Genomic DNA, 24141 nt, shown 5'->3' on the forward strand with positions numbered 1-24141 from the left:
TGGGTGCATTCCCGACCCCTCCCCAGCCGCACGCCCATGGACCTCAACGGCAAGACCATCCTCGTGACGGGCGGGACCGGCTCCTTCGGCTCCCGTTTCATCGACCGCCTGCTCGCCGAGCACGACCCCAAGGCCATCCGGGTCTACAGCCGGGACGAGCTCAAGCAGTTCGAGATGCAGCGTCGCATCGGCGACGACCCGCGTCTGCGGTACCTGATCGGGGACATCCGGGACCTCCCGCGGCTCGAGCGCGCGACGAAGGGCGTCGACGTGATCATCCACGCCGCCGCGATGAAGCAGGTCCCGGCGTGCGAGTACAACCCGTTCGAGGCCGTCCAGACGAACGTCCTGGGCGCGGAGAACATCGTCTCCGCCGCGCTGACCAACGAGGTCCCGATCGTCCTGGCGCTGTCGACGGACAAGGCCGTCAACCCGGTCAACCTCTACGGCGCGACGAAGCTCTGCATGGAGAAGATCGTCGTCCAGGGCAACGCCTACGCCGGTGACGTCGCGTCCCGCTTCGCGTGCGTCCGGTACGGCAACGTCGTCGGCTCCCGCGGCTCCGTCGTGCCGATCTTCAAGGCCCAGGCGAAGACGGGCAAGCTGACGATCACCGACGAGCGCATGACGCGCTTCTGGATCACGCTCGACGGCGCCGTCGACTTCGTCCTCGCCGCCCTGGACTCGATGGGCGGCGGCGAGATCTTCATCCCGAAGATCCCGTCGATGCGCGTGACCGACATCGCGGACGCCCTCGCGCCCGACGCCGAGATCGAGATCACCGGCATCCGCCCCGGCGAGAAGCTCCACGAGGTGATGATCACCGAGGACGAGTCGCGCCACTCGATCGAGCAGGCCGAGCGCTTCGTGATCCTCCCCGAGTACGCGTCGTGGCCCACGGTCGAGCACGAGGGCACCACGCCCCCGGTCGGCTACCGCTACTCCTCCGACAACAACACCGAGTGGCTCGGCGTCGAGGACCTCCGCGAGTGGGCGGACGACGTCACCGCCGCCGTATGACCTCCGGGGGCCCGCTGCCCTACGCCCGCCAGGACATCGACGACGCCGACGTCGCGGCGGTCGTGGAGGCCCTGCGGGACCCCTTCATCACCCAGGGGCCGCGCGTCGCGTCGCTCGAGCGCGCGGTCGCCGAGCGGGTCGGCGCCAAGCACTGCGTCGCCTACAGCTCCGGCACCGCGGCGCTCCACGGCGCGGCCTTCGCGGCCGGCGTGGGCCCGGGCGACGAGGTGATCTCGTCGCCGATCACGTTCGCGGCCTCCACGAACGTCGCGCTCTACCAGGGCGCGTCGCCGCGGTTCGTCGACATCGACCCGGCGACGTGGAACCTCGACACCGCCGCGGCCGCCGCGGCGGTCACCGAGCGCACGCGGGCGATCGTGCCGGTCAGCTTCACCGGCCTGCCCGTCGACCTCGCGCCGCTGGACGCCGTCCGCGACCGCGTCACGGTCATCGAGGACGCCGCCCACGCGATCGGCGCGCACCGCCACGGCCGCCCCGTCGGCGGTCCCGGCGGCGCGGACATCACCTGCTTCTCGCTGCACCCCGCCAAGACGATCACCTCCGCCGAGGGCGGCCTGGCGACGACCGAGGACGACGAGCTCGCGCGCCTGCTGCGGCTCTTCCGCACGCACGGCATCACGAAGGAGGGCATCCACCCGTCCCCGGACGAGGGTGCCTGGTACTACGAGATGCAGGAGCTCGGCTTCAACTACCGGATCACCGACGTGATGTGCGCGCTCGGCGAGAGCCAGCTGCGCCGCCTCGACGACTTCGTCGACCGCCGCAACGCGCTGGCCGCCCGCTACCGCGAGCTGCTCGCCGGCGAGGACCGCATCTCCCTGCCGCCCGAGCCGCCGGCCGACTCGCGGCACGGCCGCCACCTCTTCGTGATCCACGTGAAGGGCGGCGGCGCGAACCGCCGCAGCACCTTCGAGGGGCTGCAGGAGCGCGGCGTCGGCTGCCAGGTCCACTACGTCCCGGTCTACCGGCTGCCGTACTACCGCGACCGCCTCGGCGTGCCGCAGGACGCCTGCCCGAACGCCGAGGACTACTACTGGGGCGCGATCTCGCTGCCCCTGTTCCCGCTGATGACGGACGACGACGTCCTGCGCGTCGTCGCCGACCTGAAGGACAGCCTCCCCGCATGACCGACGCCCGCCTGCCCGAGTCCGCACGACTGCGCGAGCGGGCGGCGTCGCTGGTCCCCGCGTGGACCCACACGCTGTCGAAGAACCCGACGCAGTGGATGCAGGGCACCGCGCCCGCGTTCCTCGCGCGGGGCGCGGGCGCGCACGTCTGGGACGTCGACGGCAACCGCTACGTCGACCTGCCGATGGCGCTCGGGCCGATCATCCTGGGCCACGCCCACCCGGTGGTCAACGAGGCCATCACGAAGCAGCTGCAGGACGGCATCACGTTCACGCTGCCGCACCCGATCGAGCTCGAGGTCGCCGAGACCGTCCTCGAGCGCGTCCCGGGCGCCGAGCGCGTCCGCTTCGGCAAGACCGGCTCCGACGCCACGAGCGCCGCCGTCCGCCTGGCCCGCGCGGTGACCGGCCGCGAGCACGTCCTCGCCGCCGGGTACCACGGCTGGCACGACTGGTTCATCGCCACCACGACGCGCGACATCGGCGTGCCGAAGGCCGTCAAGGAGCTCTCCGGCACGTTCGCGTACGGCGATCTCGAGAGCCTGCGCGCGCAGCTCGAGGTCCGCGAGGGCAAGGTCGCCGCCGTGGTCCTGGAGCCCAGCGGCGCGGAGGTCCCCGCCGACGGCTACCTGCAGGGCCTGATCGACCTCGCGCACGAGCACGGCGCGCTCGTCGTCTTCGACGAGGTCATCACCGGCTTCCGCCTCGGCCCGGGCGGCGCGCAGGAGCGCTACGGCGTGCGGGCCGACCTCGTCGCGTTCGGCAAGGCGCTCGGCAACGGCATGCCGATCAGCGCCCTGGCGGGCCCCGCGAAGTACATGGACGTCCTCAACGACGTCTTCTTCTCCGGCACCCACGGAGGCGAGGTCCTGTCGCTGGCCGCCGCCCGCGCGACGCTGGGCGTCCTCGACGCCGCCGCCTACGAGCGGCTCTACTCCGCCGGCGCGTGGCTGCGCGAGCGGGTCGAGGCGTCCGTCACGGCACACGACGTCGGGCACCTCGTGACGGTCTCCGGCGAGGACCCGCGCACCCTGGTCCTCGTCAGCGAGCCCGAGGGCGCCGAGGGGCTCTGGGCCAAGTCGCTGGTGCAGCAGGAGATGGCCCGCAAGGGTGTCCTCTACAACGGCAACAATTTCATCTGCCTCGCCCACACGGACGAGGACCTCGAGCAGGTCGCCGACGCCTACGACGCCGGCCTCTCGGCGCTCGCGAAGGGCCTGACGGACGGCCCGCAGGGCGTCCTCGCGCTGCTGGAGTCCGAGGCCGTCTCCCCCGCCTTCCGGGCGGTCCGATGACGTCGGCCGCCCGCGTGGCCTCCCCCACCGCCGGAGCCCCCCGATGAGCACGTTCCACGAGACCTTCGAGATCGGCGGCACGCCCGTCGGCGGCGGCGCGCCGTGCTACATCATCGCCGAGGCCGGGGCCAACCACGACCGCGACCTCGACGTCGCGCGCGAGCTGATCGACGTCGCCGCGGACGCCGGCGCGGACGCCGTCAAGTTCCAGACGTACACGGGCCAGGACCTCTACTCGAGCCGGACGCCCGCGTTCGACTACCTCGAGGACGACCGCACGCCGCAGCAGCTGCTGGACGACATCGCGCTGCCCCGTGAGTGGCAGCCGCTCCTGGCCGACCACGCCCGCGAGCGCGGCATCCACTTCTTCTCCAGCCCGTTCGACCGCGCCGCCGTCGACTCGCTGAAGGCCCTCGGGGTCCCGGCGATGAAGATCGCGTCGTTCGAGATCGTCGACCTCGGACTGATCGAGCACGCGGCCGGCGCCGGGGTGCCGATCATCCTCTCGACCGGGATGGCCACGTACGGCGAGATCGAGGAGGCGCTCGCAGCCGTCGCCCGCGCCGGCAACCCGGACGTCGCCCTCCTGCGCTGCGCGTCGGTCTACCCGTCCCCGCCGGAGATCATGAACATCCGGGCGATGCCGACCCTGCGCCGGGCGTTCGGGGTCCCGGCGGGCCTCAGCGACCACACGACGGGCATCGCGACCGCCACCGGCGCCGCGGCCCTGCAGATGGACGTCCTCGAGAAGCACTTCACGCTCTCCCGCGACCGCGAGGGCCCCGACCACCCGTTCGCGATCGAGCCGGACGAGCTCAAGGCGCTCGTGGCGAACGTCCGCGAGGTCGAGGCCGCCCTGGGCACCGGCCGGATGGAGGGCCCCTCCGCGCTGGAGGCGCGCGAGATGCACGGCAACGCGCGCCGCTCGGTGATCGCCGCGGTCGAGATCCCCAAGGGCACCGAGATCACCGAGGCGATGCTCACGGTCAAGCGCCCGGGCTTCGGCATCAAGCCGCGCGACCTGCAGCTCGTCGTCGGCCGCACCGCGCGCGTCGACATCCCGTTCGACGAGATCGTCACCTGGGAGATGGTGTAGCGGCGATGGCCGCCGGGCCCCTCCGCGCTCGTCTCGGCGCGCGCGCACCGGGCTCGCTGCTGTCCGCCCTGCGCCCCGCCCCGGGGCGCAGGCCAGAGCTCGACGGGCTCCGCGGCATCGCGGTGCTCCTCGTCGTCATCGCGCACGCCTGGAACGGCGTGTCGCCGCACAACCGCCCGTTCTACTCCGGAGCGCCGACGTTCCTGCCGGGCGGCGGCGAGATGGGCGTCCAGCTCTTCTTCGTCCTCTCCGGGTTCCTCATCACCGGGATCCTCGTGCGGAGCTGGTCCAGTCGGGGCGTCCGGAGCCTGCCGACGTTCTACGCCCGGCGCTTCCTCCGGTTGCTGCCCGCACTCCTCAGCGTCTGCTTCGTCTACGGCGTCGCGATCGTCCTGACGAAGGACCAGGGCCTCGAGCGGCACCTGGCCGCGAACTCGGTCTGGGCGGCGCTGACGTACACGACGAACTTCCCGCTGTTCCCGAACGACAACTTCCTCGGGCACACGTGGACGCTGGCGGTCGAGGAGCAGTTCTACCTCGTGTGGCCGGCGGTGCTCTTCCTGGCGCTGCGCCTCGGGGGCGCCAAGCACGGCCTGAAGGTCGCCGGTGCGGTGGCGCTCGCGTCGGTCGTCGCCACCGTGCTGGCGCGCCACGCCCCCGGGGTCACGGACGAGACCATCGTCACGCGGCTGCGGTGGGACGCGCTCGGCGTCGGGGCGCTGCTCGCGCTCTTCCCGATCCGCGTCAACCGCTGGATCGGGCTGGCCGGGCTCGCGGTCGTGCTCTACGTGTCGCTGCGGGAGGGCGCGATCGACCCGGACGTCTACCTGCTCACCGCGGTCGCCTCCGCCGCGGTCATCGGGGCCTCCGCCCGCCTGCCGTGGCTCGCGTGGCGGCCGCTCCAGTTCCTCGGGCTGATCAGCTACGGCCTCTACCTGTGGCACATGTTCGTGCTGCGACTGGGCTGGCCGGGCCCCGTCTCGGTGCTCGTCGCCGTCGTGATCTCTATCGCGTCGTACGTGCTGCTCGAGCTGCCGATCATGCGGCGCGGTGCGGCGTACCTCGCGCGCCGCGCCGGGGCCCGCGAGCAGTCCGAGACCGAGGCGGCCGCCCAGACCGCGGCCGCCGTCGCCGCCGGCGGACGGCGGAGCTCGTGAAGACGTTCCTCAGCGGGCTCCTGCACCCCGACGGCCGCCTGGAGGCGGCGTCGAAGCAGGGGCGCTCCGCCAACAACTTCGACCTGCTGCGCCTCTTCGGGGCGACGGCGGTGCTCTTCGCGCACTCGTTCGCGCTCACGATCACGAAGCAGCCGCAGCCGCTGAACCTCGACTGGGGCAGCTTCGGCGTCCTGATCTTCTTCTCGATCAGCGGCTTCCTGATCGCCCGGAGCTGGGCGTACGAGCCGAAGCTCCTGCCGTTCCTCTTCAAGCGGGCGCTACGCCTGTGGCCCGCGCTCCTGGCGTCGCTGGTGATCTGCGCGCTCGTGCTCGGGCCGCTCGTGACGAACCAGCCGTTCCGGATCTACATCGACACGTCCGCGACGAAGCAGTTCATCCTCCAGAACGCGACGCTGCAGACGAACTACGTCCTGCCCGGCGTCTTCACCGACAACGTCTACCCGAACGCCGTCAACGGCTCGCTCTGGACGCTGCCCCTGGAGTTCAAGGCGTACCTGTTCGTGGCGATCCTCGGGCTGGTCGGGTTCCTCCGCCCGCGGTTCCGCCTCGTGATGGTCCCGGTCGCGATCCTCGGGGCGCTCCTGGTGCTCCCGGGCGTCCGCGACGCGGTCCCGGGGATGAACCACCTGGTCGCGATGCTGTCGGACATCCAGGCGTCGCCGGCGGCCACGTACCAGGCGAAGCTCGGGTCCTACGACATGCAGCTGCGGCCCTTCGCGGCGTTCATGATCGGCGCCGGGATGTTCGCCGCCGCGCGCTGGATCCCGATGCGCTGGTCGATCGGCGCGGTCGTCGCGATCGCCTGGCTCTGCTGCCTCTTCCTCGGGTCGCCGTCCCTGATCGAGAACGGCACGGTCTGGTGCGTCCCGTACCTCGTGCTGCTGCTCGCCTACCGGACGCACCACCTCGTGCGTCTGCCGAAGCGGATGGGCGACTACTCCTACGGGCTCTACGTCTGGGCGTTCCCGGTCCAGCAGACCGTCTCGCACGTCCTCGACCTGACGAGCGGCTGGGCCATGTTCGCGATCTCGCTGCCGCTCACCGCCGTGCTCGCCGTGCTCTCCTGGCACCTCATCGAGGCCCCGGCGCTGACGCTGAAGAACCGCCTGAACCCGCCGCTGGCGTCGCCGCCGTCGGTCGCCGCGCACCCGGACGGGCGCGCGGAGTTCGACCCGGCGACGCAGCCGCACCCGGCGGCGCCGGCCGGCGACCGGGCCTGACGCGCACCCGGGCGCGCGTCGGCGGGCAGTCAGTCGCGTCGCCCGCCGGCGCCGACCAGCCGCAGGACGAGCCGGCGGTAGAGCCGGAGCGGCGGCGCGGTGAGCCTCGCGGCGGCCTGCGGGAACATCGGGGAGTCCAGCGCGGGGTGCATCAGCCGCAGGTACGTGGCGTCGCCGGTGACCCGCGCGAAGCGGAGCTCGGCCCGGCGCGCCCGCAGCGCCTTCCGCGACCGCCACAGCTCCCGGTAGGCCCCGAGCTTCGGCCGGATCCACCCGCCCTGGACGGCGCCCAGGAGGATCGCCAGCTCGACGGCGATCAGCAGCGGGGCGAGCAGCGCGAGAGTCCGCGCCTCGAAGTGCGACAGCACGCACCACAGGCGGTTGCGCTCGAGCCAGCGCCACTTGTAGTCGCCCTTCTCGAAGACGTAGTCGTGCTCGACGGTCGCCCGGGGGACGAACCACACGCGCCAGCCCGTCAGCCACGCGCGCCACGCGAAGTCGACGTCGTCGTAGTACATGAAGAACCCGGGCGTGAAGCCGCCGAGCGCCTCGAACGCCTCGCGCCGGACGAGGATCGCAGCGCCCGATGCGGAGGCGACCTCGCGCGGGTCGCCGTCCTCCGGCGCCTCGCCGTAGCGACCGGCCCAGGCGATGCCGGTCAGGTGCACGGGGTTGTCGCCCGCGTTGACCGCCCGGCCGCCCGGCAGCAGGACCTGCGCGCCCGCGAGGGCCGCCGTGGGGTCGTCGTCCAGGCACGCCGCGAGGTGCTCGAGGCAGTCCGGGGCGGCGGAGGCGTCGGTGTTCAGGAAGAGGATGCGGTCGCCGGACGCCCCCGCCACGCCGGCGCGGCAGGCCTCGACGTAACCGGCGTTCTCGCCGAGGGCGACGATCACGGCCTCCGGCGCCAGCTCGCGGACCTGCGCCGCCCAGGCGTCGCCGGGACGCTGGTCGACGTAGACGAGCTCGGGCGTGCCCGCGGTCTGCGCGCGCAGCGACTCGATCGCGGCGCGGAGGTCGCCCAGCTCCTCGTGGTAGCCGACGAGGACGGCGCTGACGGACGGTGTGGGGAGGCTGGAGTCGGGGCGCATGGAGGGGCCTGGCCGTGGAGGTCCGGGAGCGGGCCGCGGCACTAAGCTGCCCCGGTGATGCTGCCATCCTCCGTGCGCAGCCGCCTCTCGGCGGCCGGGAACGCCTACGTCTTCGAGCGTCCCGACCTCGTCGACCGCGCCGCGGCGCGCCTCCGGCGCCCGCTGGACCGCGCGTTCCTCCGCCGCGTCACCGCCTTCGAGGACCTCGAGCGGCTCGGGGCGGTCGTCCGCGAGCACGCGCCGCCGGCGACCGGCCCGCACGTCCTCCTCGTCGCCCTGCGCGGGTGGCCGGACCACAACGCGTTCGAGGCCGTCGTCGCCGCCGCCCTGCGGATGCGCGGCGCCCGGGTCACGCTCCTGACCTGCGGCGGCGGCATGCCGCTCTGCGAGATGGGCTGGGGCCGCCGCGCCTGGCCGCGCCCCTGCGACCGCTGCGCGCCGCAGACCGCCGGCGTCGCCGAGCGCCTGGGCCTCGACCACGTGCGGCTCTCCGAGCTCCTGCCGTGGGGTGCGGACGGGCGGAAGGCCCCCGTGCCCACCTCGGTGTCGTCCGACGCGGTCGAGATCTCGCGCGCCTGGATCCTCCGCACGAGCGTCCCCGGGGACGCGCCCGACGGCGAGGCGGTCGGCCTCGACCTCCAGGCGAGCGTCGACGCCGTGGCCGCCGCGACGGAGACGCTGCTCGACCGCCTGCGGCCCGACGTCCTCTTCTCCGTCAACGGCCTGTTCGCCGCCGAGCAGCGCATGCGCGAGATCGCCCTGTCGCGCGGCATCCGCTGCCCGACGTACGAGATCTCCCCGCGCGCCGGCGCCCTGGCGTTCTCGCAGGAGGCCCCGGCGCCGGAGTACGACACCGACCACGCGTGGGACGTCTGCCGCGACCTGCCGCTCGAGCCGGAGCAGCGGGCGGCCGTCACGGAGCTCCTGGACGACCGGGCCAGCGGCAAGGGCGCGCACGAGACGTACTTCACGTCCGTCGAGGACGACCACGAGCGCCTCCGGGCCGCCGTCGGGGTGCCCCCCGGCGCGCGGCTGGCGAGCCTCTTCACGAACCTCACGTGGGACTCCGCCGCGCTCGGCCGGAACGTCGGGTTCCCGGGGATGATGGACTTCATCGAGCAGGCGGTCCGCGAGGCCGCCGCGATCGACGACCTGCACCTCGTCGTCCGGATCCACCCCGCCGAGACCCGCTGGCGCACCCGGGAGACCGTCGAGGCGGCGCTCCTGGAACGCCTGGGGGGCACGCTCCCGGACTCCGTGCACGTGATCGGCCCGGACCAGCCCCTGGGCTCGTACGCGCTCCTGGACGCCTCGGACCTCGTCCTGGGCTACACGACGACGATCGGCCTCGAGGCCGCGACGGCCGGCTTCCCGGTGCTCGTCGGCGGCGACGTCCACTACCGCGACCGCGGCTTCACGCACGACGTGACCGGACCCGAGGACCTCCGGCGCCTGCTGCAGGACCCGCCGGGCCGGCTGAGCGACGAGCGGCGCGAGCTCGCCCTGCGCTACGCGTTCACGTTCTTCTACCGCGGCTTCGTGCCGCTGCGGTCGGTCACCGTCGCGGCCGGGAAGGTCAGCGCGATCGACACGACGCTCGAGCGCCTGACGCCGGGCGGCGACCCGCACCTCGACTGGGTCGCCGACCGCCTGCTCGACGGCGCGGACCTGCTGCTCCCCGACGAGCTCGCGCTGGCGTGAGCACGACGCGCGTCACGCGGCGCAGCGACCGGAGGACCACCGCATGACCCCCGCCCCCGCACTCGCGGTCGTCCAGGCCCGTGCGTCGTCCTCGCGGCTGCCGGGCAAGGTCCTCGCCGACGTCCACGGCGAGCCGATGCTCGCCCTGATGCTGCGGCGGCTGGAGGCCGCGACGAGCCTCCGCGGCGTCGTCCTCGCCACGAGCGACGAGCCCTCCGACGACCCCGTCGCCGCCCTGGGCCTGGAGCTCGGCGTGCCGGTCTTTCGCGGCCCGCTCGCCGACGTGCTGGCCCGCTACGTCGGGGCGCTCGAGGACTGCGCGGACGACGACGTCGCGGTGCGTCTGACCGGCGACTGCCCGCTGATCGACCCGGCGGCGGTCGACGCCGTCGTCGCGCTGCTGACCGGCGACCCGTCGCTCGCGTACGCGCAGAACGTCCTCCCCCGCGCGGTGCCGGACGGCAGCGACGCCGAGGCGTTCCGCGTCCGGGCGCTGCGCGAGCTCGCGGCGTCCGGCCCGACCGACGACGAGCGCGAGCACGTGACCCTCGGCCTGCGCAACGACGCGGCGCGCTGGCCCGCCGCCGCGGTCCCGGTCACCGACCCGACGCTCGGCCCGCTGCGCTGGACGGTCGACACCGCCGAGGACCTCGCGTTCGTCCGCGAGGTCGTGGACCGGCTCGGAGACCGTCGCCACGTGGCCGACACGGCGGAGATCCGGGCGGTCGTCCACGCGACCCCGAGCCTGGCCGAGGACGGCCTGCGGGGCTGACGCCGCCCGGCCTCCGGCCGGTCGCCGGGCCCCGAGCAGCGTCGCCGTCGGGCCGGGTCGTCGGTCGCTCAGTCCGCGCGGCGCGCGGTGACGACGAGCAGCTCGCCGTCGTCGTACGGTGCGCCGTCCCAGCCGGCGAACGTTTCGACGTCCGCGAAGCCGGCCTCCCCCAGGAGCGTCGTCAGCTCCTCGGTCGAGTAGAGCCGCAGCGCCTCGCGCCGGCCCTCGTCGATCTCGCCCGTCGTGCGGTGCACGAACGTCTTGCGGTGCGTGAGGACCCCGGTGTCGCGGTCCAGGTGCAGGTCGCTCAGGTAGAAGCGCCACGGGTCGCCCTCGGGCAGCTCCGACCACAGGCGCGCCCGGCCGTCCTCCGCGTCGTCCAGCATGCGGCGCCACGACGGGTGCGGGTAGAGCTCGAGCACCAGGCGGCCGCCGGGCTTCAGGCCCTCGCGCAGGCGGCCGAGCATCCGCCGCGCGGATCCCGGGACCACGGCGTCGAAGTACGCCAGGGCGGCCGTGATGACGACCGCCGCGTCCCACGCGGCGGCCTCGCCGAGGTCCATCGCGAGCGCGTCGCCCGCCGCGAACCGCAGCTGCTCCGCGCCGACGTCCTGCGCCCACCGCTCCGCGAACGCGATCCGCGAGTGCGCGAGGTCGACACCCAGGGCGGACGCGAGCCGGCCCCGTTGCGCCAGGTCGATCAGCAGCCGGCCGTTGCCGGTCCCGATCTCCAGCACCGCGGCGTCGTCCGGCAGGAGCGCCCCGACGAGGTCGGCCTGGGCGGCGTGCCGCTCCAGCGCGGAGCGGCGGTAGGCCTGCAGCGCCGCGTCGTCGGCGAAGGCCGTCTCCAGCCCCTCGTACGCCGCCGCGATGCCGTCCATGCCCTCGAGGTCGCCCATCGGGGCATCTTCGCGGACGGGCGGGGATCAGTGCGCGTCGGCGGTCTCGTGCTCGGCGTCGCGCTCGTCGGCCTCGGCGAGGAGCCGCTGCCGGTCGGACTCGAGCCGGTCGACCTTCTCGCGCAGGCGGCCGACCTCCTGCGCCAGGACCTTCGACTGGTCCGACAGCCGGGACAGCACGAGCGAGAAGTGCAGCAGCAGCATCAGGACGAACCCGAACGCGACCGCGAACAGCGCCGACGGGCCGTACCGCACGCCGATCGCGTCCGAGAGCCGCGAGAGCGCGTCGGACCAGATCGACAGGCCGAGCAGCACGACGGTCGAGAACAGCCAGAGCAGCGCGTAGCGCTCCATCAGCCGTCGGCGGCGGACGAGCTCGAAGACGATGAAGAAGAGCGCGAGCGTGACGAGGATTGCGACGATCTGCAGGCGCGGCGTCATCAGAGGTTCCGCTCCGCCGAGACCGCGGCCTCGCCGCCGGGGATGATCGTCGGCCGCGCGCGCATCAGCCCGACGGACACGGCGAGCAGCACCTTGATCATGTAGAGCCCGGCGTGGAGCGTCCCGATCGAGGACGTCCCGCCCTGGCGCGCCCGCATGACGACCGGGATCTCCGCGCTCTTGAGCCGGTGCGCGTGCATCAGCACGATCGCCTCGACCTCGGGGTAGTCGTGCGGGTAGTCCTGCGCGAAGAGGTCGATCGCCCGGTGGTCGGTCATCCGCAGGCCGGACGTCGGATCGGTGACGGGCTGGCCGACGATCCGCGAGAGGACCCAGGAGAACAGGCGGATCCCGGCCCGCCGGGAGGCGGAGGACTTGAAGCCGTCGTGCCCGGCGCCGTCGGCGAACCGCGAGCCGACGACCATGTTCAGCGACGGGTCGGCCTGCAGCGCGGCCAGGAGGTGCGTGACGTACGTGGCGTCGTGCTGCCCGTCGCCGTCGATCTGCACCGCGTAGTCGTAGTGGTGCTCGCGGGCGTACTGGTAGCCGGCCTGGACGGCGCCGCCGATGCCGAGGTTGAACGGCATCTGCAGGACCGGCGCGCCGGCGGCTCTCGCGCGTGCGGCGGTGTCGTCGTTCGAGCCGTCGTCGATCACGACGAGGTCGATGTCCGGCTGGGCCTCCAGGACGTGCCGCACGGTGCCGGCGATGGCCTCGGCCTCGTTGAACGCGGGGACGATGGCGAGGACGCGGGGCATGACACGAGGCGCTCGGGGGGCGGACGGCGCCGAGGAAAGAGGTCCGTCCGCGCGACTCCGGGCCTGGACGCAAGCGTACCGGGGACACGCGCGGCTCGTAGCGGTGGGGTGCGGGGACCCGCGAGCGCGAGGCGCGCTCAGGCGCCGGGGCGGTCCGGGGGCGCGCCCGCCGGGTCGCCGTCGCCGGGCGCCGCGTCCCGGTCCGTGGCCGGAGCGTCGTCCGCGGCCGGCGCGCCGTCGGTGGCCGGGGCGTCGTCGGTGGCCGGGGCGTCGTCGGTGATCGAGGCGACGCGCGCGGGACCGTCGAGCGGACGCGGCCCGACCGCGATCACGTCCTCGTCCTCGTCGGCCGCCGAGAGCACCGCCCGCCAGAGCAGGACCGGGCCGCCGACGAACGCGATCAGCGCGAGCAGGACGTAGAAGAGCGGCGTGACGATGCCCGGCCGCAGGACCGTCGCGCGGTCGAGCATGTCGGGCGCCATCTGCAGGTAGTCGCGCGGCTTCGCGTCCGGGTTGGGGAAGTAGACGCCCCAGTCGCCGTCGAGGAGCTTCGTCCCGACGCGGGCGTCGCTGCCGAGGACCGACTCCTTGCCGACGAGCGTGAGCTTCCGCTTCCCGAGGTTCTGCGCGCAGACGGAGACCGCGCTGTCCGACCGCACCGGGCCGTCGAGCGGGACGGTGAGGAAGCCCTTGAACGGGACCTGGTAGCCGGCGGCCACGCGGGCGGACCGCAGGACCCGGCCGGAGACGCTGTCGCGGACCGTGACCCGCAGGGCCGGGCCGCCCTTCGGCGTCGTGACCATGCCGAGGCCGACGGTGCTGATCGAGCGGTCGAGGTCGATCGGGTTCTGGCAGGCCTCGCGGCGCGCGGGGAGATCGCCGATCGGCTGGTCGGCGAGGACGCCGAACCGGACGGGCTGGTCCTCGCGGCCCTTGCTGCCGCGGTCCAGGAGCACGACCACCCCGACGAGGAGCACCACGAGCATCGGCACCGCGACGCGGAACGCGGTGCTCCGGACGATCCCGCGCATCATGCGTAGTACCTCGTCGCGTTCAGCGCCAGCGCGGCGACCTGCAGCACGATCAGGAACGCGAGCCACGTCCCCGCGGCGGTCGGACGCCACCGGGCCGGGAAGGCCGCGACGGCCCCGCCGACGGCGAGCGCGCCGATCCCCGCGACGGGGAACAGGTAGCGGCCCTGCGCGAACGGGAGCAGCCCCTTCACGCCGTTGTCGTAGTCCTGGAGGTGCACGCCGGCGAGCACGCCGACGGCCGCGATCAGGAGCACGACCATCGCCGCGGTGAGCGGCACGTTCGGCGGGTCCTCGCGACGCCGGCGAGCGCGGCGGGCCCGCGCGGCGGTCCAGGTCGCGGCGCCGGCGACCGCCGCGGCGACGACCATGAAGAGGTGGACCGCCCAGCGCGGGAACCAGATGTCGACCCAGCCGAACGAGCCCCACGACGTGCCGACCCAGAGGTTGATCACGGGGCGCTCGGAGACCACGGGGTACATGTAGACCTGCGGGTCCATGAACCCGAGCTTCGGCAGGTAGAACTGCCACAGGTAGGAGCCGAACTCGCGGATGTTCGGGCGCTGGTCCACGACGGCCTGGAGCTGCGGCGGGAAGACCTTCAGCGCGGCCCCGAGGACCACGACCACGATCACGGCGCCGACGAGCCCGCCGAGCATCCCGTAGAGCCTGCGGGGTCGCGTGCCGATCCGCTCCCGCACCGTCGGCACCCCGTAGAGGAGGGCGAACGCGGCGGCCGGCGCGAGCGCCGCGCCGGAGACCTTCGTCAGGGTCGCGGCGAGCACGAGGGCGATCAGGCCGACCGCGCGTCCGCGCGTCGTCCCGTGGAGCGCGACCTTCACCGACAACCACAGGACGAGCAGCGAGAGCGCCGTCAGCATCGCGTCCGGGTTCACCGCCCCGGAGAGGAACGAGATCATCGGCCAGAGCCCGATCGTCGCGGCGGCCGCGAGCTGCGGGAGGCGACGGCGGCGGAAGATCTCGCCGGCCAGGAGCCACGCGCCGGCGGTGCCGACGAGGGCCCAGAGCCCGGAGACCCAGCGCATCGCGTAGAGCTGGTCGAGCGACGTGCCCGACGACGCGGCCCGGTAGGCGACGCTCTCGATGGCGTAGTAGAGCGGTGGGTACGACGACGCGCCGGTCCGGCGTCCGCCGTCCTCGCGGCTGCCGTCGTGGGCGGACGCGTCGTAGCGCTTCTGCGCGCTCTGGCTCCACGGCGGCTTCGCGTAGAGGTCGGTCGCGACCGGATAGCCGTTCGAGGCGCGCATGACGCGGAGCGCCTGCGACGAGATCTCGCCGTACCGGCTCCCGCTCGGCAGCCCCTTGACGACCTGCGCGGGGTCCTCCGCCTCGCCGCGGGTCGGCTTCTTCCCCTGCTCCGCCAGGGTCTCGGCGTACCCGAAGTGCGCGGGCTCGTCCGGCACCTGCCACGCCGGGGTCGCGAACGCCCAGATCGTCGTGGTCACGAAGACCAGGAACAGCAGGGCGAGGAGGGCGCGTGGTGGACCGGAACGTCGCGCGGCCGCGGTCTCGCCGTCCTCCGGTGACCGCCTCCACGCCTGGAGGACGTTGCGCATCGCCGGAGACCATAGCTCGCACCCGGGATCCGCCGCCCCGCCACCCGGAGGCCCCCTCCTCCGCCGTGCCGGGCCGCACGAGGTGGGTGTCCACCCGGCCCCAGCCTCTACGCTGTCGAGTCGGCCCATGACGAAGCAGGCACCCCCAGCCATCCTCGTCGACGGCATCTCGAAGACCTTCGAGATCCCGACGGAGGGTGCGCACACCCTGAAGGAGCGGGCGCTCCACCCGTTCCGGCGCGGTGCCGTGCGGAAGATGCGGTCGCTGCGCAACGTGTCGTTCCACGTCGAGCCCGGCGAGTTCTTCGGCGTGGTCGGCCGCAACGGCTCGGGCAAGTCGACGATGCTGAAGACGCTCGCGGGCATCTACGGGATCGACGAGGGCGCGATCCACGTCGACGGCCGGATGTCGACGTTCATCGAGCTCGGCGTCGGGTTCAACCCGGACCTCGCCGCGTACGACAACGTGATGCTGAACGCCCAGATGCTCGGTCTCGGCCGCGCGGAGGCGAAGGCGCGGTTCGACAAGATCCTCGAGTTCGCCGAGCTCGGCGACTTCGCGGACCTGAAGATCAAGAACTACAGCTCGGGCATGCTCGTCCGGCTGGCGTTCGCGGTGATGATCCAGGTCGACGCGGAGATCCTGCTGATCGACGAGGTCCTCGCCGTCGGCGACGCCGCGTTCCAGCAGAAGTGCTTCGACGAGTTCGAACGGATCCGCGAGAGCGGCGCGACCGTGATCCTCGTGACGCACGACATGAGCGCGGTGAAGCGCTTCTGCGACCGGGCACTGCTGCTCGAGCGCGGCACCGTCGTCGCGATCGGGGACCCGGAGGAGATCGGGGACCAGTACCTCGACATGAACTTCTCCCGCGACGCGCAGGCCGAGGTCGCCGCCGAGATCGCCGCGGACCCCGACGACGAGGAGACCTCCGCCGACGTCGCGAAGATCTCGCTCGCCGGGACGGTCAACCACGACCGCGACCGCCACGGCAACGGCAAGGCCGAGATCGTCGACTCGTGGATCGAGAACGCGGACGGCGAGCGCGTCGAGGTCCTGCCGTTCGGCACCCCGTGCACCTTCGCGATGCGCGTGGCGTTCCACGAGACCGTCGAGAACCCGCTGTTCGGCATGACGGTCCTGACGGACCAGGGCGTCACGGTGTTCGAGCCCAACAACCTCGACCTGCCGCCCATGGGCGTCTTCGAGGGCGGCACGGTCCGCGAGTCGCGGATCACGTTCGACTCGTACCTCGCGCCGGGTCGCTACATCCTCACGCCGTCGATCTGCAAGGACGAGTCGGCCCTGGAGTGGTTCGACCGCCGGCCGCGCATGCACCGGCTGCTCGTCACGGGCACGGTCAAGACGCTCGGCACGATGCACCCGCCCTTCACGCTCGACGTCACCACCCCCACGGACGACCAGGCGGTGTCCGCGTGAGCGCTCCCGAGACCACCGCGGAGGGCTTCCACGTCAAGCCCGTGGCCCGCGACTTCGACGCGATCGACCGCTCGACGCTGAAGCCGCCGATCAAGGGCCCGTCGGCCCTGGGCACCGACTTCCGGCGCATGATCGGCCTGGCCTGGACGATGGCCACCGCCGAGTTCAAGCTCCGCTTCTACGGCTCGGTGCTGGGCTACTTCTGGCAGCTCGCCCGGCCGATGCTGCTGTTCGGCGTCCTGATGGTCGTCTTCACCGTCGTCGTCCGGCTGGGCAACGACGTCGAGCTCTACGGCCCGACGCTGCTGCTCGGCATCGTGCTCTTCACCTTCCTGGGCGACGCGACCGGCGGGGCCGTCTCGGCGATGGTCGACCGGGAGAACCTCGTCCGGAAGATCGACTTCCCGCGGATGGCGGTACCGGTCTCGGTCGTGATCCTGGCGTCGTTCAACCTGGTCCTGAACCTCATCCCGGTCCTGATCTTCCTGCTCGCGAGCGGCGCGGAGATCCGCTGGACCTGGTTGGAGCTGCCGTTCCTCCTGCTCCTGCTCGGGGTGCTCTGCCTGGCGATCGCGATGATCCTCTCGGCCCTCTACGTCCGCTTCCGCGACGTTCGGCCGATCTGGGAGGTCGTGCTGCAGGCGATGTTCTACGCGTCCGGCGTGCTCGTGCCGGTGCAGGCGATCCAGGCGCAGTTCGGGGACCGTATCGAGCAGATCCTGATGATGAACCCGTTCTCGGCGATCCTGCAGCAGGCCCGCCACGCGATGATCGCGCCCAGCCACCCGAGCGCCCTGGCGTGCGCGCACCACTGGTACGTGCTGCTGATCCCGACGGCGATCACGCTCGCGCTCCTGATCGGAGGCTTCGTGTACTTCAACCGCGAGGCCCCGCGGATCGCCGAGCGCCTGTAGGCGCGGCTACCCTTCCGCCATGTCCGCAGAGCCCGACGGGGACGACCGCCTGGCGCGGCTCAACACGCGCGAGGAACCCCACGTCGAGGCCGACGAGGCCGCCGCGATGCCGATGCTCCTGCACTCCGTCGGGCTGTTCCGCGAGATCCTCGGCGACCTCGTCCGCGCGATCCGGCCGACCGGCATCGCGGAGATCGGCGGCGAGGGCGGGCTGCTGACGCAGGAGCTGATCGCCCAGGCCGACGAGCTGGACGCGAGCGTCACCTGCATCGACCCCGCCCCGTCCGCCGCGCTGACGGGCCTGGAGTCGTCGACCCGCCTGACGCTCGTCCGCGAGTACTCCCCGGCAGCGATCGACGTCCTCCCGCCCTGCCAGGTCGTCGTCGTCGACGGCGACCACTCCTACGTCGTCGTCCGCGAGGAGACCGAGAAGCTCCTCGCCGCCGCTGATGCCGCGGGCGAGCAGTCGCTCCTCGTCTTCCACGACGTCTGCTTCCCCTGCGGCCGGCGGGACTACTACTACGGCCCCGACGTCCTCGACCCCGCCGACGTCCATCCCTACGCGTTCGACACCGGCATGTCGGTCTTCGGGCACGACCCGGTCGTCGGCCGCGGGATGCGCAGCCGCGGCACGATGGGCATCGCCGACCAGGCGGGTGGCGAGCGCAACGGCGTGCTGACCGGCGTCGAGGACGCGATCGCCGACCGCGACGACCTCGTGCTGCGCGTCATCCCGGCGATCTTCGGCCTGGGCTTCGTCTACCCCCGGAGCGCCCCGTGGGCCGCCGAGGCGGACCGCATCCTGGAGCCGCTGGACCGCTCCCCGCTGGTCGCCCGCCTGGAACGCAACCGCCTGGCGCTCTACTCGCGCGTCCTCGAGCTGCAGGACGAGCTCGCCGAGCAGGCCCGCACCGCCGACCGCGAGCGTGCCGCCTGGGAGGCCCGGCTCGCGCGGGCGAGTGGCGACGACCTGGCCGCGCGACTGGGTGCGCTCGAGGCCGTCGGCGGTCCTGCGTCGGCCGACGACGGCCCGGTGTCGGAGGGCGTCGCCGGTCGGCCCGCGTCGGCGGGGGAGCTCCGATGAGCGCCGTCGCCGCCCGCGTCACGCGCCCCGACGACGTGCCGACCGAGCTCGAGCCCGCCTGGCGGCTGCTCGAGGAGGGCGGCCTCGGCGCGGTGGTCGTCGACGTCGACGGCGGCGGCGGCGCGTTGTGGTCCGCGCTGACTGCGCACGAGCGCCATGTCGAGCTCGGCCGGCGGCTGGTCGCGGGCGGGAACCTCCACGCGTCGCTGGACGAGGGCTCGTTCGCCGTCCTGCGCGTCCGGGCGGAGGAGCACGCCGCACCCGGCGCGCCGCTCGCCGCCCTCTGGCTGACCGTGCCCGAGTGGGTCCATCCCGGCCTGACCCGCGCCGACGTCGTCGCCGCCGAGCTGCAGGTGCTCGCCGACGCGACGGTCCCCGATCCCGACGTCGCGCTGCTGCTCGCGGCCGCCGCGTCGCTGCGGCTCCCGGTCTCCGCGGTGTCGCACGGGCGGCTGACGGGCGACCAGGTCCGCCGGCGCCTCGAGCACGGGGCGCTCGACGCCGTCACCTGGCGCGCCGTCCTGACGCCCGCCGACCACGACGAGGCCGACCTCGTCGCGCTCGCCCCGCGCGAGGGCGACGGCGACGCGCTGGTCCTGAGCGCCGGCCCGGTGACGGCCGCCGCCGGTCCCGGAAGCCGCGTCGTCCGGCTCGGCGCCGCCGGGTCCGCCTCCGAGGGCGCCGCCGACCTCGCGGTCTCCCGCGTCGCCCGCCGCCTCGTCGCGTCCGCCGAGGCCCACGCGGTCCCCGCCGCCCTGCGCGACGCCTGGTTCGAGGGCGCCTCGGTGCTCGGCCCCGTCCTCGCGGGCTTCGCGGAGTGGTCGGTCCGGCACGCCGCGGGCCACCCCGGCGGCCGGCTGCTGGCCCTGGCCGAGCCGGGCGCGCTGCTGCCCGAGCTCCTCGCCGAGGTCGCCGTCGCGCTCGACCTGCCGGTCCGCGTCGACGTCCTCCCGGTCACGCCCGATCTCCTGGCCGTCGCGGACCAGGGCGACGCGCTCCTGGGGACGGCGCTCGCCCTCGCGCTCGGCGGCGTCGACCGCGGCGCGGCCGAGGTCGCCGCGCTCCTGGGTGTCGGTGTCACCTCCGACGACGGGGCGACACGGGGCGCCGCCGGTGGTCCCGGCGACCTCGTCGGGCTGCTCACGACCCTGCGCGACGATCCGGCCGCCGCCGCGCGCGCGACCGAGCAGGCTGCGGGCCTCCGCGACGAGCTCGTCGCGGCCGCCGGAGATGCGACCACGGGCCCGCTGCCGGTCTGTCAGGTCGGCGGCGCGGGCCGGACCCAGACGCGCCTGGCCGAGGTGCTTCGCCACGCGGGCGTGCCCCGGCACGTCGTCGGGCTGCATCTCGCGAGCGACCCGTCCGCCGCCGACGCCGCGCTCGGCGAGGCCGGCGGCGAGGTCCACGGCTACCTGGCGAACCTCGGTCGTCCCGCCGGGGCGCACGCGGCCGCCGTCGCGTGGCGGGCCCGGCTCGAGCAGGTGGCGGGCGCCCCGGACCGCTCCCGGACGTCGCTCGCGAACACCGGCGACGACGCGGAGACCCTCGAGGACCTCCGCACCGAGGCCGCCCGCCGCGGCGTCCACGCGTTCCTGCGCCAGCACCTGCGGCTGCTGACGATCGCGGGCTACCCCGCACGCCTGCACGACGCCGGCCCGCGGCTCGCGGAGCGGCTCCCGCCGCGGACCCCGGTCGCCGTCGCCCCGCCCGCCGACGGCTTGGTGCCGCCGCCGTGGGTCGACGCCGTCGTCGTCCCGCTCGAGGGCCGCGTCGCCGCGGCGCGGGCCGAGGTCGCTCGCCGGGACGCCGTCGTCGCGAGCCGCCCGTACCGGGCCGTGGCGCTCCTGCTGCGGATCGTGCGGCGGCTGCGCGCCGGCTGAGCGACGCCCGTCGTGCGGCACGGCGGGGGACCGTCGCATACCGTGGTCGACGATGGGCGAGACCGAAGACACCCTCACCACGCCGACGGCCCGCCCCTCGGGCATCCCGACGGGCCTGCACCGCGCGTACGACCTGCTCGACAGCGGGGCCGCGCGGGCGCTCTTCACCGACGTCTTCGACACCGTCCTCTGGCGCCGCCTGCCCGAGCCAGAGGACCTCTTCGTCCTCCTCGGCCGGCGCCTGCACGACGGCGGGCACCTGCACGAGTCGCTGAAGCCCGAGGCCTACGGGATCCTCCGCCGCCGCGCCGAGCACGAGTCGCGGATGCTGTCGGGCGAGGCGATCGACTCGCCCGAGGTCCGGCTGCACGAGATCCACGAGCGGATCCCGGAGTGGGTCCACGCCGGCCTCACGCGCGACGACGTCGTCGCCCTCGAGGTCGAGCTCGAGCGCGAGATCACGCTGCCCGACCTCGACGTCGCCGCCGCGCTGCTGCACGCCAACGCGCTCGACGTCCCGGTCGTCGCGGTCTCCGACACGTACCTGTCGGCCGACCAGCTCGGCGTCCTGCTCGATCAGCCGGGTCTGCAGGAGATCCGCTGGCACGCCGTCGTCACGTCGTCGGACCACCGGGTGAACAAGGCCGGCACGCTCTTCGAGCGCGCGCTGGAGCGCGTCGACGCCGAACCCGCGTCGATCATCCACCTGGGCGACAACCCGCTCGCCGACATCGCGCCGGCGAAGGAGCGCGGCATCACGCCGATCTACCTCGAGCGCCGCGATCCGCAGCTCAGTGCGATCGTCGAGCAGGAGGAGCGCTTCGCCCGCCCCGTCGCCCGGCCGATGACCGACCGCCCGGTGCGGCACCCGCGGCCGGTCGCGCTCGGCGACAGCGTCGTCACCCAGCTGCGCGCCAAGGCCGGCCGGCACCCCGAGCTCGCGCAGGTCCCCTCCGCGCTGCAGCCGTTCTGGCGCTACGGCGCGCAGGTCCTCGGCCCGGCGTTCACCGGCTTCGCCGAGTGGACCGCCCGCGAGGCCGCCGCCCTGGGCACCGGCCGGCTGATGTGCCTGATGCGCGAGGGCTCGTTCCTCGGCGAGCTCGTCGACGTCGCGGCCCGCGCGAACGAGCTGCCGCTCGACACGCGGCCGCTGAACCTCAACCGCCACCTCGCCACGCTGGCGGCGATCGGCAGCGCGGACCGCAAGGACTTCCTGACCCTGCTGGAGACCCGGTCGGCCGCCCCCATGGGCCGACTGCTCGACACCCTCGGGATCGACGCCGCGCGCGTGCCGAGCCTCCGTCCGCACCTCGGGTTCCCGTCGTCGGACGCCACCGCGCGCGACGCCCTGATCCGCGAGCTGGAGGACCCGGCGCTCCAGGCGCTCGTCGCCACGCGCGCCGCCACCCTGCGCGAGCGCGTCGTCCGGGCGATCGAGCGCGACGCCCCCGACGGGCCGCTGCTCGTCTGCGACCTCGGCTGGGGCGCGTCGATCCAGCGCCGGATCGTGACGATCCTCGAGCAGGCGAACGTCGACCGCCGCGTCGTCGGCTTCTACATGGTCACCCACGAGGGCGCGAGCACCACGGTCGCCGCCGGTGCCGAGGTCCGCGGGTTCCTCGCGAACATCGGGGCGCCCGAGGCCGCGTGCCGGGCGATCGTCCGCTCGCCGGAGATCCTCGAACAGGTCTGCATGCCCGACCACGGCAGCCAGACGGACCTGACCGCCGACCTCGAGCCGATCTTCGCGCCGAACCCGCTGCCCGGCCGCCAGACGACCGAGGCCGGCGCGGTGCGCGCGGGCATCCTGGCGTTCCAACGCGAGTACCACCGCTACCGCGGACTCGTCGACGGGCTCGACGACCTGGCGGACCTCGGCGAGGAGCTCGCCCCGCAGATCGCCCGGTCCGTCGCGGCGCCGACGGCCGACGAGGCCACGCGCTTCGGGGCCTGGGTGCACGACGAGAACCAGGGCTCCGGGGACAACGAGGCGCTCGCGAACCCCGAGAGCGCGACGACGATCCGCTACGTCGTTCCCGAGGGCCTCTCCGAGCTGCCGATGCAGAGCGTCTATTGGCCCTACGGCGTCGCCCGCACCGCCGACCCGGCGATCGCCGACGCCGCGTGGCTGCACCAGAGCGGCGAGGTCCCGCTCGGCGTCCTCTCCACGCCGCTGGAGAGCGGCCGGATCACGATCTCCGGCGAGGGCGTCAACGTCGGCGACCCGTACGTCGGCGACCCGCGGCGCAACGTCAACGGCCTGACCCATGTCGGCACGAACGTGCAGGGCCGGCACGTCGCGAAGCTGCGGATCCAGCTCGGGCAGCAGCCGGTGATCGCCCGCATCGACCGGCTCGAGCTGCGCCTGCACCTCCGGGACCGCGACGAGCCGATCGTCGTCCGCCTCGAGGACCACGCCCGGCACGGCCAGCTCGAGCTCGAGCACGCGACCGCCCTGGGTGACGGCGTCGTCGCCACGCACCACGGCGACGCGACGATCGCCTGGGCCACGGGGCACGTCAGCAACGAGGAGACCTACCGCGTCGACGTCGAGCTGCTGCTCGCCGTCCTGCCGTGGTCGCCCCCGCCGGTCGGCGACCCGCGCTCCCCGGCCCGCATGGCCGCGGCCGAGGCGATCCGCGGCCAGATGGAGCAGTCGCTGAGCTGGCGGGTCACGAAGGGCCTGCGCGCCGCGCGGCGCGGCTAGCACCGTGCCGGCCGCGTCGTCCGCCCTCGACGGCCCCCGGGCCGCCCGGCGGGGCTGATCCCGTGCGGACCGCGTCGGTCGCGATCCCGGTGAAGAACGGCGGGTCCCGGCTCATGGACGTCCTCGCCGCACTCGCGGACCAGGACGGGCCGCCCGCCGAGCTCGTCGTCGTCGACTCCGGGTCGACGGACGGCTCGGACCGCGCCGCCGAGGCCGCCGGTGCGCGGGTCGTCCGCATCCCGCCGGGAGAGTTCGGCCACGGTCGCACCCGGAACCTGCTGATGCGGGAGACGACGGGCGACGTCGTGCTGTTCCTCACCCAGGACGCCGTCCCGGCCTCGCGGTCGTGGCGGCGGACGATGGTCGCCGCGTTCGACCTCGCCCCCGACGTCGCCCTCGCGTGCGGCCCGTACCGCCCGATGCCGGGCGCCAGCCCGACGACGACCCGCGAGCTGACCGAGATGTTCGCGTCGATGTCCGGGCCCGCGGGCGTCCCGGTCCTCTTCCGGCAGGCGGACGTCCCCGATCCCCTTCGCCCCTCCCCCGCGACGTTCCACACCGACGCCAACGGTGCGGTGCTGCGGTCCGCCTGGGAGCGCACCCCGTTCCGCGACGTCGCCTACGCCGAGGACCAGCTGCTGGCGCTCGACCTCCTGCGCGCCGGCCACAGTCGCGCCTTCGTCCCCGCCGCCGCGGTCGAGCACTCGCACGACTACCCCTTCGGCGAGCGCTTCCGCCGCCTGTTCGACGAGTTCCGGGCCCTCCACGAGGTCTACGGCCTGCGGACCGCCGCGGCCCCCCGCGCCGTCCTGGGCGGGATCCGCCGCGAGACGGGCCGCGACCGCGCCTGGGTGCGCCTGCACGGCGGCTCGCGCGCGGCGGTCGACCGCG

Annotated in this window: 20 protein-coding genes; 14 read left to right on the plus strand and 6 right to left on the minus strand. The window is 74.0% G+C overall.

Features of this window, described 5'->3' with window-relative positions:
- Positions 1-36 precede the first annotated feature (36 nt).
- The 6 genes from pseB to PATMI_RS0102185 are packed head-to-tail and all read left to right on the plus strand — an operon-like array spanning position 37 to position 6957.
- The gene (pseB, locus tag PATMI_RS0102160) at positions 37-1020 is read left to right on the plus strand and encodes a UDP-N-acetylglucosamine 4,6-dehydratase (inverting) (RefSeq protein WP_026909677.1); all 984 of its coding nucleotides are present in this window, start codon (positions 37-39) and stop codon (positions 1018-1020) included.
- The gene (gene pseC, locus PATMI_RS0102165; protein ID WP_026909678.1) at positions 1017-2168 is read left to right on the plus strand and encodes a UDP-4-amino-4,6-dideoxy-N-acetyl-beta-L-altrosamine transaminase; all 1152 of its coding nucleotides are present in this window, start codon (positions 1017-1019) and stop codon (positions 2166-2168) included. Before pseB ends, pseC begins: the two co-directional genes overlap by 4 nt.
- Positions 2165-3463 (plus strand): aminotransferase class III-fold pyridoxal phosphate-dependent enzyme, encoded by a 1299-nt coding sequence (locus PATMI_RS0102170; protein WP_026909679.1) that lies wholly within the window; start codon positions 2165-2167, stop codon positions 3461-3463. Before pseC ends, PATMI_RS0102170 begins: the two co-directional genes overlap by 4 nt.
- Positions 3464-3506: 43 nt before the next feature.
- Positions 3507-4559 (plus strand): N-acetylneuraminate synthase family protein, encoded by a 1053-nt coding sequence (locus PATMI_RS0102175; RefSeq protein WP_051470948.1) that lies wholly within the window; start codon positions 3507-3509, stop codon positions 4557-4559.
- A 5-nt stretch (positions 4560-4564) separates the two neighbouring features.
- The gene (locus PATMI_RS0102180) at positions 4565-5716 is read left to right on the plus strand and encodes an acyltransferase family protein (RefSeq protein WP_026909681.1); all 1152 of its coding nucleotides are present in this window, start codon (positions 4565-4567) and stop codon (positions 5714-5716) included.
- Entirely contained in the window at positions 5713-6957 is a 1245-nt protein-coding gene (locus PATMI_RS0102185) for an acyltransferase family protein (RefSeq protein ID WP_026909682.1), read from the plus strand. Before PATMI_RS0102180 ends, PATMI_RS0102185 begins: the two co-directional genes overlap by 4 nt.
- 29 nt (positions 6958-6986) lie before the next feature.
- Here PATMI_RS0102185 and PATMI_RS33685 read toward each other — a convergent pair whose 3' ends face one another.
- Positions 6987-8045 (minus strand): glycosyltransferase family 2 protein, encoded by a 1059-nt coding sequence (locus PATMI_RS33685; RefSeq protein WP_051470949.1) that lies wholly within the window; start codon positions 8043-8045, stop codon positions 6987-6989.
- Between the two features lie 57 nt (positions 8046-8102).
- On the opposite strand from PATMI_RS33685, the gene PATMI_RS0102195 reads away from it, so the two are divergent.
- Positions 8103-9746, plus strand: a complete 1644-nt coding sequence (locus tag PATMI_RS0102195; protein ID WP_157260573.1) for a hypothetical protein — start codon at positions 8103-8105, stop codon at positions 9744-9746.
- Between the two features lie 43 nt (positions 9747-9789).
- Positions 9790-10518 (plus strand): cytidylyltransferase domain-containing protein, encoded by a 729-nt coding sequence (locus PATMI_RS26700; RefSeq protein ID WP_036725088.1) that lies wholly within the window; start codon positions 9790-9792, stop codon positions 10516-10518.
- A 68-nt stretch (positions 10519-10586) separates the two neighbouring features.
- On the opposite strand, the gene PATMI_RS0102205 is transcribed toward PATMI_RS26700, so the two are convergent.
- The 5 genes from PATMI_RS0102205 to PATMI_RS0102225 form a co-directional block, all read right to left on the minus strand.
- Complete coding sequence (locus PATMI_RS0102205) at positions 10587-11417, minus strand: class I SAM-dependent methyltransferase (protein ID WP_026909684.1); 831 nt, start codon at positions 11415-11417, stop codon at positions 10587-10589.
- Between the two features lie 27 nt (positions 11418-11444).
- Positions 11445-11858: a DUF2304 domain-containing protein gene (locus PATMI_RS26705; protein WP_051470950.1), complete on the minus strand. Its 414-nt coding sequence runs from the start codon at positions 11856-11858 to the stop codon at positions 11445-11447.
- Positions 11858-12616 carry a glycosyltransferase family 2 protein gene (locus PATMI_RS26710; RefSeq protein WP_084269512.1) on the minus strand — a complete coding sequence of 253 codons (759 nt, stop codon included), beginning with the start codon at positions 12614-12616 and terminating at the stop codon, positions 11858-11860. Before PATMI_RS26710 ends, PATMI_RS26705 begins: the two co-directional genes overlap by 1 nt.
- Before the next feature lie 137 nt (positions 12617-12753).
- The gene (locus PATMI_RS33690) at positions 12754-13650 is read right to left on the minus strand and encodes a hypothetical protein (protein ID WP_026909685.1); all 897 of its coding nucleotides are present in this window, start codon (positions 13648-13650) and stop codon (positions 12754-12756) included.
- Positions 13647-15224 carry a DUF2142 domain-containing protein gene (locus PATMI_RS0102225; protein WP_026909686.1) on the minus strand — a complete coding sequence of 526 codons (1578 nt, stop codon included), beginning with the start codon at positions 15222-15224 and terminating at the stop codon, positions 13647-13649. The genes PATMI_RS33690 and PATMI_RS0102225 overlap by 4 nt, the downstream gene beginning before the upstream one ends.
- Positions 15225-15351: 127 nt before the next feature.
- Between PATMI_RS0102225 and PATMI_RS36360 the strand changes: the two genes are divergently transcribed.
- From PATMI_RS36360 to PATMI_RS26730, 6 genes are all read left to right on the plus strand, one after another.
- Complete coding sequence (locus PATMI_RS36360; protein WP_051470951.1) at positions 15352-16665, plus strand: ABC transporter ATP-binding protein; 1314 nt, start codon at positions 15352-15354, stop codon at positions 16663-16665.
- Positions 16662-17579 carry an ABC transporter permease gene (locus tag PATMI_RS0102235; protein WP_051470952.1) on the plus strand — a complete coding sequence of 306 codons (918 nt, stop codon included), beginning with the start codon at positions 16662-16664 and terminating at the stop codon, positions 17577-17579. Before PATMI_RS36360 ends, PATMI_RS0102235 begins: the two co-directional genes overlap by 4 nt.
- A 19-nt stretch (positions 17580-17598) precedes the next feature.
- The gene (locus tag PATMI_RS26725) at positions 17599-18663 is read left to right on the plus strand and encodes a class I SAM-dependent methyltransferase (RefSeq protein ID WP_051470953.1); all 1065 of its coding nucleotides are present in this window, start codon (positions 17599-17601) and stop codon (positions 18661-18663) included.
- Entirely contained in the window at positions 18660-20543 is a 1884-nt protein-coding gene (locus PATMI_RS0102245; protein ID WP_026909688.1) for a hypothetical protein, read from the plus strand. Before PATMI_RS26725 ends, PATMI_RS0102245 begins: the two co-directional genes overlap by 4 nt.
- Before the next feature lie 52 nt (positions 20544-20595).
- Positions 20596-23250 carry an HAD family hydrolase gene (locus tag PATMI_RS0102250; protein WP_026909689.1) on the plus strand — a complete coding sequence of 885 codons (2655 nt, stop codon included), beginning with the start codon at positions 20596-20598 and terminating at the stop codon, positions 23248-23250.
- Between the two features lie 62 nt (positions 23251-23312).
- Positions 23313-24141 (plus strand): glycosyltransferase family 2 protein (locus tag PATMI_RS26730; RefSeq protein WP_051470954.1); only part of this gene is annotated, 829 nt, incomplete at its 3' end.

Origin of the sequence: Patulibacter minatonensis DSM 18081, assembly GCF_000519325.1 — a bacterium.
Taxonomy (GTDB): Bacteria; Actinomycetota; Thermoleophilia; order Solirubrobacterales; family Solirubrobacteraceae; genus Patulibacter; species Patulibacter minatonensis.

What these genes read in the sequence shown, in the direction of transcription:
- PATMI_RS0102175 (WP_051470948.1), top strand. Translation starts at nt 3,507, where the DNA reads ATGAGCACGTTCCACGAGACCTTCGAGATCGGCGGCACGCCCGTCGGC.
- PATMI_RS26710 (WP_084269512.1), bottom strand. Translation starts at nt 12,616, where the DNA reads ATGCCCCGCGTCCTCGCCATCGTCCCCGCGTTCAACGAGGCCGAGGCC.
- PATMI_RS0102180 (WP_026909681.1), top strand. Translation starts at nt 4,565, where the DNA reads ATGGCCGCCGGGCCCCTCCGCGCTCGTCTCGGCGCGCGCGCACCGGGC.
- PATMI_RS26700 (WP_036725088.1), top strand. Translation starts at nt 9,790, where the DNA reads ATGACCCCCGCCCCCGCACTCGCGGTCGTCCAGGCCCGTGCGTCGTCC.
- PATMI_RS26725 (WP_051470953.1), top strand. Translation starts at nt 17,599, where the DNA reads ATGTCCGCAGAGCCCGACGGGGACGACCGCCTGGCGCGGCTCAACACG.
- PATMI_RS33685 (WP_051470949.1), bottom strand. Translation starts at nt 8,045, where the DNA reads ATGCGCCCCGACTCCAGCCTCCCCACACCGTCCGTCAGCGCCGTCCTC.
- PATMI_RS0102225 (WP_026909686.1), bottom strand. Translation starts at nt 15,224, where the DNA reads ATGCGCAACGTCCTCCAGGCGTGGAGGCGGTCACCGGAGGACGGCGAG.
- PATMI_RS0102195 (WP_157260573.1), top strand. Translation starts at nt 8,103, where the DNA reads ATGCTGCCATCCTCCGTGCGCAGCCGCCTCTCGGCGGCCGGGAACGCC.
- PATMI_RS0102170 (WP_026909679.1), top strand. Translation starts at nt 2,165, where the DNA reads ATGACCGACGCCCGCCTGCCCGAGTCCGCACGACTGCGCGAGCGGGCG.
- PATMI_RS36360 (WP_051470951.1), top strand. Translation starts at nt 15,352, where the DNA reads ATGACGAAGCAGGCACCCCCAGCCATCCTCGTCGACGGCATCTCGAAG.
- pseB (WP_026909677.1), top strand. Translation starts at nt 37, where the DNA reads ATGGACCTCAACGGCAAGACCATCCTCGTGACGGGCGGGACCGGCTCC.
- PATMI_RS0102245 (WP_026909688.1), top strand. Translation starts at nt 18,660, where the DNA reads ATGAGCGCCGTCGCCGCCCGCGTCACGCGCCCCGACGACGTGCCGACC.
- PATMI_RS33690 (WP_026909685.1), bottom strand. Translation starts at nt 13,650, where the DNA reads ATGATGCGCGGGATCGTCCGGAGCACCGCGTTCCGCGTCGCGGTGCCG.
- pseC (WP_026909678.1), top strand. Translation starts at nt 1,017, where the DNA reads ATGACCTCCGGGGGCCCGCTGCCCTACGCCCGCCAGGACATCGACGAC.
- PATMI_RS0102205 (WP_026909684.1), bottom strand. Translation starts at nt 11,417, where the DNA reads ATGGGCGACCTCGAGGGCATGGACGGCATCGCGGCGGCGTACGAGGGG.
- PATMI_RS0102250 (WP_026909689.1), top strand. Translation starts at nt 20,596, where the DNA reads ATGGGCGAGACCGAAGACACCCTCACCACGCCGACGGCCCGCCCCTCG.
- PATMI_RS26705 (WP_051470950.1), bottom strand. Translation starts at nt 11,858, where the DNA reads ATGACGCCGCGCCTGCAGATCGTCGCAATCCTCGTCACGCTCGCGCTC.